Origin of the sequence: Microbispora sp. H10885, assembly GCF_014161415.1 — a bacterium.
Taxonomy (GTDB): Bacteria; Actinomycetota; Actinomycetes; order Streptosporangiales; family Streptosporangiaceae; genus Microbispora; species Microbispora triticiradicis.
Genome location: NZ_JABBWY010000005.1, coordinates 48,017 through 65,347 on the forward strand (window position 1 = coordinate 48,017; position 17,331 = coordinate 65,347).

The 17,331-nt window shown below is 72.9% G+C and carries 13 protein-coding genes; 3 read left to right on the forward strand and 10 right to left on the reverse strand.

Annotation, left to right across the window (positions count from 1 at the left end):
- Positions 1–6 precede the first annotated feature (6 nt).
- Entirely contained in the window at positions 7–1,557 is a 1,551-nt protein-coding gene (locus HHX37_RS14355) for a glycoside hydrolase family 13 protein (RefSeq protein WP_182881619.1), read from the forward strand.
- A gap of 164 nt (positions 1,558–1,721) precedes the next feature.
- Here the strand turns inward: HHX37_RS14355 and HHX37_RS14360 are convergent, their stop codons facing one another.
- From HHX37_RS14360 to HHX37_RS14405, 10 genes are all read right to left on the reverse strand, one after another.
- A complete protein-coding gene (locus tag HHX37_RS14360) occupies positions 1,722–2,162 on the reverse strand; it encodes a thioesterase family protein (protein WP_310738179.1) in 441 nt (146 codons plus the stop codon).
- A gap of 112 nt (positions 2,163–2,274) precedes the next feature.
- Complete coding sequence (gene ettA / locus HHX37_RS14365) at positions 2,275–3,939, reverse strand: energy-dependent translational throttle protein EttA (RefSeq protein WP_182881618.1); 1,665 nt, start codon at positions 3,937–3,939, stop codon at positions 2,275–2,277.
- Positions 3,940–3,949: 10 nt separating this feature from the next.
- The gene (locus HHX37_RS14370; RefSeq protein ID WP_182885716.1) at positions 3,950–5,251 is read right to left on the reverse strand and encodes a GGDEF domain-containing protein; all 1,302 of its coding nucleotides are present in this window, start codon (positions 5,249–5,251) and stop codon (positions 3,950–3,952) included.
- Positions 5,252–5,527: 276 nt separating this feature from the next.
- The gene (locus HHX37_RS14375) at positions 5,528–6,238 is read right to left on the reverse strand and encodes a single-stranded DNA-binding protein (RefSeq protein ID WP_182885717.1); all 711 of its coding nucleotides are present in this window, start codon (positions 6,236–6,238) and stop codon (positions 5,528–5,530) included.
- A gap of 125 nt (positions 6,239–6,363) precedes the next feature.
- A complete protein-coding gene (locus HHX37_RS14380; RefSeq protein WP_182885718.1) occupies positions 6,364–7,995 on the reverse strand; it encodes a GTPase in 1,632 nt (543 codons plus the stop codon).
- Positions 7,996–8,044: 49 nt separating this feature from the next.
- Positions 8,045–10,366 (reverse strand): GTPase, encoded by a 2,322-nt coding sequence (locus tag HHX37_RS14385; protein ID WP_310740372.1) that lies wholly within the window; start codon positions 10,364–10,366, stop codon positions 8,045–8,047.
- Positions 10,363–11,595: a uroporphyrinogen-III C-methyltransferase gene (gene cobA, locus HHX37_RS14390; RefSeq protein ID WP_111700855.1), complete on the reverse strand. Its 1,233-nt coding sequence runs from the start codon at positions 11,593–11,595 to the stop codon at positions 10,363–10,365. Before cobA ends, HHX37_RS14385 begins: the two co-directional genes overlap by 4 nt.
- 116 nt (positions 11,596–11,711) lie before the next feature.
- Positions 11,712–12,797 (reverse strand): nicotinate-nucleotide--dimethylbenzimidazole phosphoribosyltransferase, encoded by a 1,086-nt coding sequence (gene cobT, locus HHX37_RS14395; protein ID WP_182881614.1) that lies wholly within the window; start codon positions 12,795–12,797, stop codon positions 11,712–11,714.
- Positions 12,798–13,033: 236 nt separating this feature from the next.
- Positions 13,034–14,263 (reverse strand): sirohydrochlorin chelatase, encoded by a 1,230-nt coding sequence (locus HHX37_RS36680; RefSeq protein WP_259403702.1) that lies wholly within the window; start codon positions 14,261–14,263, stop codon positions 13,034–13,036.
- A gap of 343 nt (positions 14,264–14,606) precedes the next feature.
- Positions 14,607–15,695, reverse strand: a complete 1,089-nt coding sequence (locus tag HHX37_RS14405) for a GNAT family N-acetyltransferase (RefSeq protein ID WP_182885719.1) — start codon at positions 15,693–15,695, stop codon at positions 14,607–14,609.
- Between the two features lie 134 nt (positions 15,696–15,829).
- Between HHX37_RS14405 and HHX37_RS14410 the strand changes: the two genes are divergently transcribed.
- Both HHX37_RS14410 and HHX37_RS14415 read left to right on the forward strand, forming a co-directional pair.
- Entirely contained in the window at positions 15,830–16,249 is a 420-nt protein-coding gene (locus HHX37_RS14410) for a DUF2795 domain-containing protein (protein WP_111700858.1), read from the forward strand.
- A gap of 9 nt (positions 16,250–16,258) precedes the next feature.
- A complete protein-coding gene (locus HHX37_RS14415; protein WP_182881613.1) occupies positions 16,259–17,326 on the forward strand; it encodes a Vms1/Ankzf1 family peptidyl-tRNA hydrolase in 1,068 nt (355 codons plus the stop codon).
- Positions 17,327–17,331 lie beyond the last annotated feature (5 nt).

Sequence of the window (17,331 nt, forward strand, 5' to 3'; positions counted from 1 at the left end):
TCTCTCATGGAAAAAACCCCCTGGTGGCGTGATGCCGTTGTCTACGAGATCTACGTCCGCAGCTTCGCCGACGCCTCCGGCGACGGTACGGGCGACCTGGCGGGAATCCGGGACCGCCTGCCGTACCTCGCCGAACTCGGCGTCGACGCGATCTGGCTGACCCCCTTCTACCCCTCCCCCATGGCCGACGGCGGCTACGACGTGGCCGACTACCGCGACGTCGACGCGTTGTTCGGGACGCTGGCCGACTTCGACGACCTGGTCGCCGACGCGCACGCGCACGGCCTGCGGCTGATGGTGGACATCGTGCCCAACCACAGCTCCTCGGCCCACCCGTGGTTCCAGAAGGCGCTGGCGGCGCCCAGGGGCTCGCAGGAGCGCGAGCGGTACATGTTCCGGGAGGGCGGCCCCGAGGGCACCGGCGGCGGCCACGGCGAGCCGAACAACTGGATGTCCACCTTCGGCGGCCCGGCCTGGACACAGGTGCCCGACGGGCAGTGGTACCTCCACCTCTTCGCGCCGGAGCAGCCCGACTTCAACTGGCGCAACCCCGAGGTGCGCGAGGAGTTCCTCGACATCCTGCGGTTCTGGCTGGACCGCGGCGTGGACGGCTTCCGCATCGACGTGGCGATGGGGCTCATCAAGGCGGAGGGACTGCCCGACACCGATCCGGGGTTCACCGCCAAGTCGCCCATCTGGAGCCGGCCGGAGGTGCACGACGTCTACCGCGACTGGCGCCGGGTGCTCGACTCCTATCCCGGCACCCGCGTCGCCGTCGGCGAGGTCTGGACCGACTCCGCCGAGGACCTCGCGCTGTACGTGCGGCCGGACGAACTGCACCAGAGCTTCAACTTCGCCTGGCTGGAGGCCCCCTGGTCGGCCACGGCGTTCCGCAAGGTCATCGACGACACCCTCGTCGCGGTCGCCTCGCCGACCTGGGTGCTGTCCAACCACGACGTCGTACGGCACGTCACCCGGTACGGGCAGGGGTCGCTCGACCCCGGGGCCGGCCTCGCGCGGGGGCGTGCGGCCCTGCTGGCCATGCTCGCCCTCCCCGGCTCCGCGTACCTGTACCAGGGTGAGGAACTCGGGCTCCCCGAGGTGACCGACCTGCCGCCGGAGTCGCGCCAGGACCCGATCTTCGCGCGCTCGAACGGCGAGGTGCCGGGCCGGGACGGCTGCCGGGTGCCGCTGCCGTGGTCGGGCACCGAGCCGCCGTACGGCTTCGGGCCGGGCGGGTCGTGGCTGCCGCAGCCCGCGGACTGGGCCGGCCTCACGGCCGAACGGCAGGCCGCCGACCCGGCGTCGACGCTGTGGTTCTACCGGCAGGCGCTGCGGACGCGGCGGGAACTGCGCGGCACGCTGCCGGACGCGATCACGTGGCTGGACTCGCCCGAGGAGACGCTGTTCTTCCAGCGGGGACGGCTGCTCTGCGTCGTCAACTGCGGCGAGGGCGCGGTCCCGCTGCCGCCGCACGACCAGGTGCTGATCACCAGCAGCCCGCTCGACGGCACCGACCTCCCGCGCGACACCGCGGCCTGGTTGCTCACCGCCTGACCTGAGGGCGGCGCGCGTCCCCGCCGTCCCGCTCCCCGATCGCCCTCGCTCCCCCGCCACGTGCGACCGGCCGCCGTTCCTCCGCGGCCGGTCGCAGGCGGGGCTCGGTGGTCGTCGGAGGGCCGCCGGGCGGGGCGACTCAGGGTGGGCGACCCAGGGTGGGCTCAGGCGGGGGCGGAGAACCGGCGGAGGAAGGCGACCTCATCCTCGCCGAGCCTGCGTGGCCACCCCGCGGCGGAGTCGTAGGCGACCAGGATCGTGCGCGCCTCGGCGTAGAGGGTCGCGTCGTCACGGATCTCGTACGCCAGGGTGAACCGCGACCTGGAGATCTCGGTCACCCACACCTCGACGCGCACGGGGTCGGGGCGGAAGTTCAGCGGCCGCCGGTAGTCGATCTCCTGCCGGGCCACCACCAGGTCGAGCCGGTTTCCATCGCTGTCACGCGGGCGCTCCCACAGCATGGACACCCGCGCGTCTTCGAGGTAGTCGAAGAATCTGACGTTGTTGACGTGGCCGTAGCTGTCGATGTCGGCGAAGCGCACCTTGCGCTCGAAGACGTAACGGTGGGCGTGCTCGGCAGGGCCGGCGAGGATCGGCTCGGTCACCGCTCCAACCTAGTGCCGCGACCACCGAGGTTCGCCCGGACGGGGCGGTGTCCGCGAAGGTGGCTGCGAGGTCCCCCGCCGGGCACGGCGGGGGACGGGACGAGAGTCCTGATCAGTCGCGGGTGAGCTTGCGGTAGGTGACGCGGTGCGGGCGGGCCGCCTCCGCGCCCAGCCGCTCGATCTTGTTCTTCTCGTAGTCGGCGTAGTTGCCCTCGAACCAGAACCAGTTCGAGCCCTCTTCCCACGCGAGGATGTGGGTCGCGATCCGGTCGAGGAACCACCGGTCGTGCGAGGTGATGACGGCGCAGCCCGGGAAGTCGAGCAGCGCGTTCTCCAGGCTGGAGAGGGTCTCGGTGTCGAGGTCGTTGGTGGGCTCGTCGAGCAGCAGCACGTTGCCGCCCTGCTTGAGCGTGAGCGCGAGGTTGAGCCGGTTGCGCTCGCCGCCGGACAGGATGCCCGCGAGCTTCTGCTGGTCGGGACCCTTGAACCCGAACGCCGCGACGTACGCCCGGGACGGCATCTCGACGTTGCCGACCTTGATGTGGTCGAGCCCGTCGGAGACGACCTGCCAGACGTTCTTGGCGGGGTCGATGCCGGCCCTGCTCTGGTCCACGTAGGAGATTTTGACGGTCTCACCGATGGTGATCGCGCCGCTGTCGGGGGTCTCGGCGCCGGTGATCATCCGGAAAAGCGTGGTCTTGCCGACGCCGTTCGGGCCGATGATGCCGACGATGCCGTTGCGGGGCAGGTCGAAGGAGAGCTCGTCCATGAGCAGCCGGTCGGCGAAGCCCTTGCTCAGCTTCTCGGACCGGATGACCGTCGTACCGAGGCGCGGGCCCGGCGGGATCTGGATCTCCTCGAAGTCGAGCTTGCGGTACTTGTCGGCCTCGGCGGCCATCTCCTCGTAGCGCTGGAGACGGGCGCGGCTCTTGGTCTGCCGGGCGCGGGCGTTCGACCGCACCCACTGCAGCTCCTCCTCCAGACGCTTCTTGCGCTTGACGTCCTTCTGCCCCTCGACCTTCAGACGCGCGGCCTTGGCCTCCAGGTAGGTGGAGTAGTTGCCCTCGTAGGGGAAGCAGCGGCCGCGGTCCAGCTCCAGGATCCAGTTCGCGACGTTGTCGAGGAAGTAGCGGTCGTGGGTGACGGCCAGGACGGTGCCGGGGTACTTCTCCAGGTGCTGCTCCAGCCACTGCACGCTCTCGGCGTCGAGGTGGTTGGTGGGCTCGTCGAGCAGCAGCAGGTCGGGTTGTTCGAGCAGCAGCTTGCACAGCGCGACCCGGCGGCGCTCGCCACCGCTGAGCTGGGTGACGTCGGCGTCGGGCGGCGGGCAGCGCAGCGCGTCCATGGCCTGTTCGAGCTGGCTGTCGAGGTCCCACGCGTTCCGGTGGTCGAGGGCGTCCTGCAGGCGGCCCATCTCCTCCAGCAACGCGTCGCTGTAGTCGGTGGCCATCTGCTCGGCGATCTCGTTGAACCGGTCGAGCATCGCCTTGGTCTCGGCCACGCCCTCCTCGACGTTGCCGAGCACCGTCTTGGCGTCGTTGAGCGGCGGCTCCTGCTGGAGGATGCCGACCGTGAAGCCGGGCATCAGCCGGGCCTCGCCGTTGGACGGCTGCTCCAGCCCCGCCATCATCTTGAGCAGCGTGGACTTGCCCGTGCCGTTCGGGCCCAGGACGCCGATCTTGGCCCCCGGCAGGAACGACAGCGTGACGTCGTCGAGGACCACTTTGTCGCCGTGCGCCTTGCGCACGCGCTGCAACGTGTAGATGTACTCCGGCATGCCTTCAAGCCTAGGGGATCGCACCGGCAGCGCCGTCCGCGCTGCGGGGAGGAGGGGCCAGTGGGGCGGCGGGGAGGCAGATTCTGTCCCTGCCGAGTTCCTTGGCGCGGTAGAGGGCGAGGTCCGCCGCGGCGAGCAGCTCCAGCAGATCCTCGCCGTGGATGTTGAGGATCGCGACCCCGGCGGAGACCGTGACAGTGACCGCCGCCTGCTCGGTGGGCACCGCCATGCGGCCCACCCGGACGCGCAGCCGCTCGGCCACCCGCCGCGCCTCGTGCACATCGGCGCCCGGGAGCAGCACGACGAACTCCTCGCCGCCGAACCGGCCCACCACGTCGTACTCACGCAACTGCGTGCGGAGGGTGGCGGCCACCTCGGCGAGCACCTGGTCGCCGACCAGATGACCGTACGTGTCGTTGACCTTCTTGAAGTGGTCGATGTCGACCAGCACCAGCGCGAGGGGGTTTCCGGTCCGCTGCGCCCTGACGATCTCGGTGTCCGCCTCCCGCTGCCAGGCGGCGGCGTTCAGCAGGCCGGTCTTCGCGTCCGTCCGGGCGGCAGCCTGGAGCTGCGCGTGCATCAGGCTCCGCTGGAGCAGCACGACGGGCGGCAGCACGAGCAGCAGCAGCGTGAGGTTGATCCCGCAGACGACGGCGACGAGCACACCGAGGCAGAGCTCGACCGCGTCGAGAAGGACGCGCTCGCGGTCCCAGAGAACCTCGCCCCAGCGGCCCTCGGGATCGGACGCGTGCGCCGCGACCGCGATCAGCGCCGTGTTGAGCACGGTGAACAGCACCGCGCAGGCCGCGGCGACCACGATCGGCCCGCCCTGCCCCGAGGACAGCCGCGCCGGTCCGGCCACCCAGTGATGGAAGGCGGTGGACGCGGCGCCCGCCGCGAGCCCGATCGCCGCCGCGCTGAACACCCGCCGGTAGAGCACGGTCGCCCGCACCCTGAGCTGGAGCAGGATCTGCATCGGGACGGGCGCCAGCAGGGCGTAGACCGGCGGCAGCAGGAACGCCGCCGGGAGCCACCAGGCCGACAGCAGGTCGCGGGACACGCCGGCGGGCATGCCGAGGCGGCGGGTGGCCTCGATGCAGACGGCGCCGCACAGCGTGAGCGCGCCGAACATGGCGAGGTCGCAGGTGTGGAAGACGGTCGCCCTGGCCAGCACCGCGACCAGGACGGTGTAGAACGCCAGGATCGCGCAGACGTAGGACACGAGGGCGGGCGGCTGGGTCAGCAACGGCCAGCGGCTCCGGGAGCAGATCGTGCCGCGCGTCCTCGCCGAGGTCTGACCGGTTGCCGTCATCCCGCCCCCCAACGACGCCAAATCAGCATCTCACGATGTGTAACACAATAGTTGCGGAGTGTGCGACGCGCGACGGGAACCGCTCCCTTCACGCGGGGCATCTGCATCCGATGGGCTGCGGGGGTGTCTGCGGCGATTTGCCCGGGGCCCGAGCCCGGCGACGCTGCACTCCCGCGACCGGCGGTTTCAGGCCGCCAGAGCGCGTGGGAGCCCGTTGCCCTCCAGCGCCCCGTGCCTCCACGCCGTGCCCCCCGCCCACGCCCGCGACCGGCGGGTTCAGGCCGCCAGAGCGCGTGGGAGTAGGGAGTGGTCCGCGTTCTCCTGTGCGCCGGGCTCCATGCCCGTGACCACGCCCGCGTCCCCCTCGGCATCCGGGTCGGCATCGGGCTCGGCGACAGGATCCGCGTCCGCCGTGGCGCCGCCGCGCTCCCCGTCGGGGGCGCCGAGGGCGGGGCGCTCCGCCGCGGTCGCGCTCCGGCCGCCGACGAGGGCGTCGAAGGCCTCGTCGGTCTCACCGCCGTCGGCGGGACGGGCGCCGGCGGCGGTGCGTCCGGTCAGTTCCCACTCCCTCGTGGCGTCCTCCATCGCCTGGCGGTCGTCGTCGCTGACCGCTCCGGCGGAGTAGGCGCGGATCGGCTTCTCGTAGGTGGTGATGCCCCACTTGAGGTCGTGTCCCACGGAACTCGCCTCGATCTCGGCCCAGAACCGCTGCTCGCCCTCCCGCTCGAACTGCTTGATGCGCAGCCTGCCGTACACGACGACCGGATGGCCCTTGCGGATCGACTGCTGGACGTTGTCGGCCAGTCCCCGGTAGCAGCGGACCACGTAGTAGGTGGTGTCCCTGGTCTGCCAGGTGTTCGTCTGCTGGTCGAGCACGCGCCGGTTGACGGCCATCCGCATCGACGTGACGTGAGAGCCGTCGCGGAACCGGTACTGCCTGGGGTCGTCGGTGACGTTCCCGCTCAGCGTGACGTAGATGTCGCTCATGGAAGTGCCTCTCCGGCCCGGTCACCCGCCGGGCTCGGATGCCACCCTCGCCGGGGCGGCCGTCCCCGCACGGGCCGGAAACGCGTTCTGTGGACGGCCGGGCACCTGTGGACAACCCGGTGGGGTCAGCGGCGGGTGGCCGCCATCGCGCCGAAGAACTCGTTGTAGCGATTCAGTTCGCGTTCGACCGGCTGGATGACCATGTCCTGCGCGAGGAGGTCCACGCGGCGCCTCATGTCGCGTTCCAGGCGGTCGCGTTCCCTGCCCGCGCCCAGGACCACGAAGTTCCTGCTCGCCATGGCGGAGAAGAGGCCGAGCCCGAGGACGCTGATCACCATCAGCCCCACCCAGGGCAGCAGGGCCACGTCGCCGAGGGCCTCGGCCGGCGGCCGGCCCGCTTTGAACACGCCGTACGCCAGGATCGCCCCGGCCCAGGCCAGGCCCGCGGCCAACATGATCACCAGGAGGTACTGCCAGATCTTCAGCAGCCACCACCAGCCGGGCACCCGGTCGAGCGGCGGGGCCACCTCCGACAGTTCGGCGGACAGCGCCCCGGGCAGCTCACCGGACCGGGACCGGGCGGCCTGGCGCACGCCGTCCCGCCACTGTTCCGGCATGCCGGCGGTGAGCCCGTCGGAGAGCGCCGTCACGGCGTTGTCCACCTCGGCGGGCTGCGCCGTGACCGAGCTGCCGACCAGGCCGCGGATGTCGTCCTTCACGGCCCCGAGGCGGAGGCTCTTGATCGGATCGGGCCGCACGCGGGCGGCCCAGCGCGCGTACGGCCATCCGACCCAGGAGATGGAGCGGACGCCGTACACGTTCTCCATGGCCTCGCCGAGCGCGGAGACGCCGATCGCGTCGCACAGGGCGTCGACGAGCGCGGCACGCCGCGCGGCGTCCACCGCCGGTTCGACCCGCAGCATCTCGGGGAGGTCCTTCACCAGACGCACCACCAGGCGGTCGAGGTCGGCTTCGAGCCGCTGGTAGGCCGCTCGCCGGGCGGCGACGGACTCGGCCAGGACGGCCTTCAGGCCGTCGACGCCCTCGCCGGTGGTGGCGGAGGTGGTCACCACCCGGGGGTGGGCGACCCCCTCACGCCGGAGGAGGTCCTCCAGATCGCCCGCGCACTCGGCCCGCTCCTCGGAGGTGAGCCGGTCGGCCTGGTTCAGCACGAACACCGTCACCGCGTCGTGCCCGGTCAGCTCGGCGACGTAACGCCGATGGACGGAGGCGTCGGCGTACTTCTGCGGGTCGAGCACCCACACGACGAGGTCGGCCAGCTGGATGAGCCGATGGGCCTCGGGATCGGTGAGCGCGCGGATCGAGTCGTGGTCGGGCAGGTCCAGCAGGATCAGCCCGTGCAACTGGCTCTCGCCCCGGTCCAGGGCGCTGGCGCGGGCGAACCTGTGCCGCCACTGGATCTGCAGCCAGTCGAGCAGCGGGCTCGCCCCGTCGATGCCCCACACGCAGGCGTGCGTGCGCGCGGTGGTCGGCCGGCGCGCCCCGGTGGGTGAGAGCTCCAGCCCGGAGATGGCGTTGAAGAGGGAGGACTTGCCGCTTCCGGTGCCCCCGGCGAGCGCGACGACGGTGTGGGCGGACGACAGCTTGAGCCGGTCGCCCGCGCGCAGCAGGAGCTGGGCCGCCTCCGTGATCAGCGCGGGGTCGACCCGTCCCTGACCCAACTCGACGATCTTGGCCAGGGCGGCGAGCCTGGACCCCAGCCCGTGCTGCGTTTCGGCGGTGCTGACAGTCGTCATCGATCCCTCACCGTCGGTGCCCGGGGCGTCCCGGGCCGGATGGGCTCCGTCATCGTGCGACCTCGAGGTTGTACGTCGCCTGGTACAGCCGCGTCGCCGCGGCCTCGTCCGGTATGCCCGCGCTGTCGAGGGCGTCGACGTACCTGAGGGTCTCCTCGTCGAAGAGCAGGCCGATTCTGGCCCGCAGGTCGCTGCGGGCCTTGGCGCTGATGCTGCGCAGCGACTCGGCCCCGAGCAGGCCGCGCAGCAGCCGCTGGGGCAGCGCCCCGGCGCCGGTGGCGGCCTGCGGATCCGTGGCGCCGTAGCCGAGCAGGCCGATCATGAAGATCAGCGACAGCGACTCCACGTCGAACGAGACCAGCTTGGCCACCGAGCGCTTGGTCACGCCCTCGGTGCGGATCAGTTCGGTGACGTGCTCCTGCCAGGCGGCGACCGTCCTCGCGGTCCTGCGGGCGATGTCCTCCGGCGGACGGCCGAGCCCCGGAGTGGCGGCGAGCCGGTCGCCCGCGCCCGCGCGCTGCCGCCACCGGGTCACGACCTCCTCGGCGGCCCGCTCGACGGCCGAGGTGACCAGGGATTCGAGGCCGGCGCGGATCGCCGCCTTCAGCCCGCGGACCCGCTCGGGACCCTGGTGGTGGCCCTTGGCGCCGCGGCGCAGGTGCAGCGTGCGCATGAGGTCGCCGGAGCCGGCGAAGTCCTGCCACCGCGCGAGCACCTCGCCCCGCAGCAGCGAGCCGTCCCGGGTCGCCTCGTCGATCTCCGCGAGCGCCCCCATGTACGCCGCGTCCACGTCCGAGCGCAGGTCGGCGCGCAGCGCGACCTGGGTCTCCAGGTGCCGGGCGAGCGCGGGCAGGCGGGTGCGGAAGCTGTTGAACACGCCGTTCAGGGTCGCCCGTACGGCCTCCTCCCGCCGTTCGTCGTCGACGGACAGCCCGGTCAGCCACATCCGCAGCTCGGCGATCTCGATCTCGGGCAGCCGCCCTTCCTGGACGGTCGTCTCGTTGATGACGAAGCGCTCGACGTCGCCGAGGCCGTACTCCTTCAGCATCCGGCCGAAGTGCTTCATGATGACGTCGCGGGACCGGGGCGGCACCCGGGACAGCACGATGACCAGGCGCGCCCTGCGCTCCTTGGCCCGCCGCAGCAGGCCCCAGGACGGCGCGTCGGCGTACCGGGACGCCGTGGTGACGAACACCCACAGGTCGGCGGCGTCCAGCATGCGGTGCGCGATCTCGTGGTGCTCCTCCACGACCGAGTCGATGTCGGGCGTGTCGAGCAGGGCCACCCCCGTGGGCATCGACGGGCTCGGCACCAGGACGACGCCGCCGGGCGCGGCCTCCGCCGGGGGCTCGTCGAGCCTCTCCAGGCCGCCGAGGAGATCGCCTCGCGCGTACCACTCGAGGTCGCCGGGGTGGACGGCGAGCACAGGCGTGCCCGTGGTCGGGCGGCGCACTCCCGTGGCCGTGACCCGGCGGCCCGCGAGCGAGTTGACGATGGTGGACTTGCCCGCCCCCGTGGACCCCGCCACGACGATCATCGCGGGCGCGGTGCTCAGGTGGATACGCGGGATGACGTAGTCGTCGAGCTGGGCCAGCACGGCCGCCTGCGCCTTGCGCGCCTCCTCCGCCCCCGGCACGTCGAGGCCGAAGTGCAGGTCCTTGACCGCCGTGCGAAGCTGGTTGAGCGCCTCCGTCAGCGCGGCGGAGACCGGCTCCGGCATCGGGATCTCGCGCATCCGGTCCTCGCCCGGCGCGTCCTCCCCGTCCTCCGCGTTCTCGCCGTCTTCTGCGACTGCCGCGGCCGCCCCGGCTTCCGGATCCTCCACGTCCACAGGGTCCGCCGCGTCCGCCGGGTCTGCCTCGCCGGAGTCGCCCTCCGCCTCCACAGGGTCCGCCGGGTCCTCCGCGCCGGCGGCGTCTACCGCCGCCGCCTCTTCGGCCGCGCCCGCCGGGTCCGTTCCGTCCGCCTCGTCCCCGGCGTCGTTCTCCGCATCGTCCCCGGCATCGTCCCCGGCGTCGTCCCGGCCGTCGTCGCGTACGTCTCCGGGCGCGCCGTCCGGCCCGTCCTGGCCCGGGACGGTCCCGTCGTCCGCCGCGCCGGGCACTGCCTCGTCCGTCCCGGGTACGGCCACGGAACCGGCCCCGGCCTCGGCCTCGGGGCCGGAGGTCTCGGGCAGGACGTCGTCGTGGGCCGTGGGCTCCGGGGCGCCGGGCCGCAGGACGGGAACGTCGTCGCGGATCTGGGGAAACGCGACAGTACGCTCCCCGGGCGACTCGGGCGGCGGATCCCCGGCGTCCGGCTCGTCGGTGACGGCCTCGCCCGAACCCGCACCGGTCCCGTGGTCGGGCGTCTTCCTGGCTGCCGATCTCACGGGACCCGCTCCGCTCGCACCATTTCGATCTCCTGGCCGACCTTGACGACCTCGCCGACGATCACGATCGCCGGAGGCCGAACTCCGGCCGCGGTCACCCGTTCCGCCACCGTCGACAGGGTGGCGGAAACGGCTCGCTGGGTCGGAAGAGTACCGTCCTGTACCACCATCACGGGAGTTTCCGGCGAACGTCCGTCTCGAAGCAGGGCCTCGGCGATCTCCTTGATCCTTTCGACCGCCATCAGAAGTATCAGGGTTCCCGCTGATCTCGCCAGTCCCGGCCAGTCGACGGTGGACCTCGGGTCGCCGGGCGCGACGTGCACCGAGACGACGTGGAACTCCTGGCTCACACCGCGATGGGTGACCGGGACGCCGGCCGCGCTGGGGACCGCGACCGCGCTGGTGATGCCGGGCACCACGGTCACCGGGATCCCCGCGCGGGCGCAGGCGATCATCTCCTCGCCGCCCCGCCCGAAGACGAAGGGGTCGCCGCCCTTCAGCCGTACGACGAACTTGCCCATCCGGGCGTGCTCGACGAGCAGTTCGTTGATCTTCTCCTGGGACAGCGACCGGCCGTACGGGACCTTCGCGGCGTCGATCAGCTCGACGTCCGGGGACAGCTCGTCCAGGAGGGCTCGCGGCGCCAGGCGGTCGGCCACCACCACGTCGGCCTGGGCCAGAAGCTGGCGGCCGCGCACCGTGATCAGGCCGGGGTCGCCGGGGCCGCCGCCGACCAGGGCCACCCCGACCGGCCTGGTGCGGTGCCGCCGGGCGTCGACGGTCCCGTCCCTGAGCGCGCCGACGATGGCGTCCCGGATCCCCGCCGCACGCCGGGGGTCTCCGCCCGCGGTGACCGCCACGCCGATCTCGTCCACCCGGCCGTGCGCGGGGGTCCAGGCGGCGGAGGCGTCCTTGTCGTCCGCCCTGACACACCAGATGCGCTTGGCCTCGGCCTCGGCGGCGACCGCGGTGTTGACCTCGCGGTGGTCGGTGCAGACGTGCACGAGCCACGCGCCGTCGCAGTCGCCGACCTGGTACGGACGCTGTTCCCAGGTCACCCGCCCGGTGGCGATGAGATCGTCCAGCGCGGGGGTCACGCTGGGCGAGATCAGAGTGACGGAGGCTCCCGCGTCGAGCAGCGCGGGGATCCGCCGCTGGGCGACGCGTCCGCCGCCGACCACGAGCACACGCCGCCCGTCGAGGCGCAGGCCGAGCAGGTAGGGCGCCATGACCTCAGTCTCCCTGTTGCGTCAAGGGTGCATAGTTAGGAGGCAAACCTACCCGCTGGGCTCCGGCCGCATTCACCCGACGAGGCCAGACGGCCGCGGGCGGGTGTCCCACCGTCTCAATCGCCCTTGTCCGTCACGCCGGCGGAGTCGAAGGTGGCGACCTCGTGCATCACCCGCGCGGCGGCGCTCACCAGAGGGTGGGCGAGCAGGCCACCGGTGCCCTCCCCGAGACGGAGCCGCAGGTCGACGAGGGGCTCCAGGCCCAGATGCGTCAGCGCCACCGCGTGTCCGGGCTCCGCCGACCGGTGCCCGGCCAGGCAGTATCCGACGGTGTCCGGGGCGAGCGCGCTCGCGGCCAGGGCCGCGGCTCCGGCGATCACTCCGTCGAGGATCACCGGCACCCGGGCCGCGGCGGCGCCGATCACGAAACCCGCGATCGCCGCGTGCTCCAGCCCGCCGACCGCCGCGAGCACGCGCAGCGCGGAGTCCGGGCCGCCCGGTACGGCCTCCGCCTCGGCGATCCCGTTGGCCCGCAGGCCGCGCCGGACAATCTCGATCTTGTGCTGATACATGGCGTCGTCGACGCCGGTGCCCCGCCCGGTGACCCCGGCGGCCTCCCTGCCCGTGAAGGCGCAGATCAGGGCGGCCGAGGCGGTGGTGTTCGCGATGCCCATGTCGCCGGTCACCAGGCAGCGCGCGCCGGCGGCGACGAGATCCCGGGCGACCTCGACCCCGGCCGTCAGGGCCGCGGTCGCCTGCTCCCGCGTCATCGCCGGGCCCTGGGACAGGTCGGCCGTGCCGTACGCGACCTTGCGGACGAGCAGTCCGTCGGCGGGAGGCAGGTCGGCCGCGACACCCACGTCCACCACCGTCACCGACGCGCCGACCTGCGCGGCGAAGGCGTTGGCGACCGCTCCTCCGGCGGCGAAGTTGGCCACCATCTGCGCGGTGACCTCCTGCGGCCAGGGGCTCACCCCCTGCGCGTGCACGCCGTGGTCCGCCGCGAAGATCGCCAGGGCGGCCGGGGCCGGGAGCGGCGGCGGGCAGGCGCCCGCGATGCCGGCCAGCCGGGCCGCGACGTCTTCCAGGACTCCCAGAGAGCCGCTCGGCTTCGTGAGCCGGTCCTGGTGCGCCCGGGCCTCCGCCATCGGGCCGGGCTCGACCGGCCGGACCGCGCCGAGCGTCTCGCCGAGGGACGTCATGCTCTCTCCTTCGTCACGGTTCCGCCGTGTCAGCCCGCCGGGCCGGCTCACCGAGCCGGCCCGCCACGTCAGCCTGCCGAGTCGGCCAGCGATCCCGGCCCGGCACTCCGGTCCGGCCCGCCGCACCCACTCGTCACACCCGCCCGCGCCCGCGCGTGGCTCCCGCCGCGACCGATCACGCGGCCGATCGCCGCGCGGGACCACCGTGCGGGATCACCGTGCCGGACGAGGCCGGGCTACACCGCGCTGGCCACTCCGGGCTGGGCGAGCGGCCCGTCCGGTGAACCGCCGCGGATCTCCGTGACGGCCTCGGCGTGGCCGGTCGCGCCGATCATGGTATCGGTCTCGGCGGCGGCCTCCGTCCTCCCGTCGAACGCCTCGGCACCGAACGCCTCAGCGTCGAATGCCTCGGAGTCGAAGGCGTCGGCGTCGAAGACCTCCGGCGAGAGGACCTCCGCCTCGAACGTCTCCACTTCGAGAGCGTCCACGTCGAACTCCACGTCGAGGGCGTCCACGTCGAGGGCTGCGGCGTCCAGCGTCTCGATCACCGGCATGTCCGGCCCCGCCGTCCCGATCGCGGGCACGGCGACCGGCACGACGGACGGACGGCCCGGGGCCGCCGGGGCCGGCCGCGTCGCGGCGGGGACGGTGACCGGCACCGGGGAGTGCCCGGCTCCCGCGAGCGCCTCCTCGTACCGGTCGATGACCACGTCGGCGAGTCCCTCGCAGTCGCCGATCACCTCGGCGCAGCGGATGTCGAGCCCCTCGTGGTTCGCGCCGTAGGCGAGCGCCTGCGCCCAGATGCGTTCGAGGACGGCACCCGCGAACAGGACGTACGGGAGGACGATCACGCGCTTCGCGCCGAGCCTGCGGCAGCGCTCCAGGCCGCCGGGCACACCGGGACGGGTGTGCGAGACGTAGGCGGTCTCCACGGTCAGCAGGTCGGCGGCGTGGGTCTCCCAGAACAGTCGCGAGACCCGATGGACCTCGGCGTTCACGGCGGGATCGGTGGAGCCGTGCCCGACGAGGACGACCGCGGTCTCGCCCGGCGTGATCTCGGCGGGCGGCTCCTCGGTGACGAACCGGGGCATCTCGGCGCGGGCGTCGGCGAGTCGCTCCGCGAGCAGCCTGAGCACGCGGGGATCGGGCCCGAGCGGACGGCCGAGGTCGTACTCAAGCGTCGGATGCCGTTCCTGCTCCAGGGCCATGGTGCCGGGGATGTCCCCGAGCGCGCGCCGGTCGCCGGTCAGGCTGAGCGGCACGGCGACCAGGTGGTGGTGGCCCCGGGCCACCAGGGAGGCGATGGACTGGCCGAGCTGGGGGCGCGCGTTCGTGATGAAGCCGCCGCTCACTTCGGCGGGAAGCCCGTCGAGGCGGCAGCGGAGCCGATGGACGAACCTGCCGAACTCGGCCACGCCGGTCTCATCGTGGGTGCCATGGCCGATGAGCAGCAGCGGCGGTTTCATTTAGCTGATCTCCCCTGCGTTGACCTGCGTGTCGTTCACAATCCTCCGCTCCCACCGGAGCGCCCGCGCGCCGGCCGGTCGTGCCGGGCGTGCCGTGGGCGGGGTGCCGGGCACGCGCGTGACGGCAGGCGCTTCCTCGTCGTGTGGAGTCCTCGTCGTGTGGAGTCGCTCGCTTCTCGCCTCCAGTCACTGCCGGTCCGCTCCGGACGGCCGGCGACCCGGCCGGGCCGCTCCGTCGCCTCCCGCCGGCCGGCGGGACGCTCTGGCAGGCGAGAATAACCTTTCGGCCCCAATCATGGAGGTCTCTTGACCGGAGGGCCCAGGGTCTAGAGCGATTCTTTACCTATTGCCATGAAATTTCCCCGTTAAGGATGCTGAAGAGGACGGCGTCGGCCCAGCCCCCCGGCACGGGCAGCGCCTGCCGCATGATCCCCTCCTCGATGAACCCGGCCTTCCTCGCGACCCCCTGACTGGCCCGGTTGCCCGTCGCCACCAGCAGGTGAACCCGGTGGAACCCCAGGTCGAACAGGTGCGCGGTGGCCATGCGGGCCGCCTCCACGGCGTACCCCTGGCGCCTGGCCCACGGCGCGATCCAGTACCCCAGCTCCGCGTCGCCGCGCTCGTGGTCCTCGCGCTGCACGCCGACGGCGCCGGCCAGCCGTCCCCCGTCCCGCGGCTGTATCGCGAAGTTGCCACCATAGCCGGGGCCCGGCGCGTGCGCGAGGCGGGTGCACCACTCCAGCGCGCGCTCCAGCGTGTAGCCCTCAGCCCACGGCATCCAGCGGGCGATCTCCGTGTCGCCTCTGACCGCGTCGACCATGTCGAAGGCGTCCTGCCGGACGAAGGGCCGCAGGACCAGCCGCTCGCTCTCGATCCGGCGGCGTGGCGCCTGCCGCTCGTCCCCGCGGAGCCTGCCGAAGACCACCAGGTCGTGCGGGCCGTCGTCCTCGAACCCGGCGCCGCGCAGCAGGCCCTCACGGACGAAACCGGCCTTCTCGGCGACCCGGATCGACGCCAGGTTGTCGGCGTTGGCCCGGAGTTCGACGCGGCGCAGCACCCCCGACCCCAGCAGGCGGCCGGCGAGCCCCCGCACCGCCTCGGTCGCGTATCCCCGGCGGCGGTACGCGGGGTGCACGCCGTACCCCACCTCGGCGATGCCCGCGCCCCACTGGGCCTTGAACATGCTGATCGATCCGACCACCCCGTCCCTGGCGTGCATCGCCAGGTGGATGCCCTGTCCCGAGCGCCACAGCTCGTGCACGCCCTGTGTCAGCCACTGGCCGATCCCGGAGGCGTGCCCCGGCGCGCCGGGCGGCAGCGCGGTGGTGTGGGCGCCGTCCTCGACGATCGCCCGAACCTGGCCCGCGTCACCCGGGCCGAACGGCCGCAGGATCAGCCGCTCGGTGTTGATCGTCAGCCGTTCGTCGAACAACGCATCGCTCCATCACATACAGGGATTTTTCGCCCGTCGCCGGTTAAGTAGGGCATGTCCTCACCGCTCACGATGTTTGGGGCAGGCGGTTCGGGTACGAGGCACGACAGTGACCCTAATCGGGAGGTGAGGTCATGAGTATCCAACGCGGCAGCGACAAGCACGGCCGCCGCCTCGACGAACAGCAGAAGCACGAGACGCAGGGCCTCGTACAGGGCTCCGGGACCAGCCGGGCCGAGGAATGGCGGGAGACCGAGCCGACGCAGCAGCCCGAACAGGACATGTCGCCACCGCGCCGCCAGCCGCCCGGCCGCGAGCCGGGGACGCCGCTCGGCATCACCCCCGCCGATGTGGAGCGCCGCAGCCACCTCGCCACCTGGCTCAGCGACGCGGGCTTCCCCGCCGACCCCGCCAAGCTGCTCGGCCACGCCGAGCGCAAGAACGCCCCCGACGCCGTGATCGACGCCGTACGGCGGCTGCCCGAGATGAAGTTCCACAACATCGGGGAGGTGGCGGAGGCACTCGGGCTCGGAGTGGAACGCCAGCGCTGGTAGGGAGACCCGGTGAGACTCGACTTCATTCGCGGACTGTACGAGCCGGGCGGGCCGTACGCCTCGGTCTACCTGGACACCGACCGGTCGTCCGAGGGAGCGGCCAACGTCGTCCAGCGGCGATGGGCCCACCTTCGCGAGCTTCTGGCCGCGGAGGGAGCGCCGCCGGAGGCCCTCGATCCCATCGGGGAGCTGATGCTCGATCCCGTCTGGGCGGCGCCCGGCCGCGCGGTCTTCGCGCGGCGGGGCGAGGTCGTGCTCACCGAGCCGCTCGCCTGCCGCCCTCGCCGGCAGACCGCGCGGTGGTCGCCGCTCCCGCACGTCGTGCCGCTGCTGGCGCAGCGCGGCGAGCACGTCCCGCACATCGAGGTGCTGGCCGACCGGGCCGGAGGCGACGTCGCCGTCGTGGCCGACGGACAGCGGCGCGAGCTGACCGTGGAGGTCGCGGAAGGGCCGATCCAGAAGACCGGAGCGGGCGGCTGGTCGCAGCGGAACTTCGAGCGGGAGGTCGAGGAGACCTGGCGCCGCAACGCCGTGGCCGTCGCGGAGGTCGTGGAGAAGGAGGCGCACGGCATCGGCGCCGAGGTCGTCGTCCTGGCCGGGGATCCCAAGGCGAGGGCCCTGGTGACCGACCACCTCGCCAAGGACGTCGTACGGCGGCTGACGGTGGCCGAGCACGGCAGCCGCGCTCCCGGCGCCGACCTGCACCATTTCCGGCAGGAGACCGACGCCGCCTGCCGGGCCTGGGTCGACCGCCGGTGCGCGGAGCTGCTGGGGGCGTTCGCGGCCGGACCGGCCGTGGCCGGCCTGCAGGAGACGGCCCGCGCGCTGCGCGACCGGCGGGTGAGTACCGTGCTGGTGCGCGACGACCCGTCCTCCACCGCGACGATGTGGATCGGGCCCGAGCCCACCCACCTGTCCACCGACCCGGCCGAACTGGCCGCGTGGGGAGTCGAGGAGCCGGTGCGGGAACGGGCCGACGCCGCCCTCGCGCGGGCGGTGGCCGCGACGGACGCGGAGTTGTGGTTCGTCGATCACATCGACTCGCCGGACGGCATCGGCGCCCTGCTCCGCTTCTGACGGCC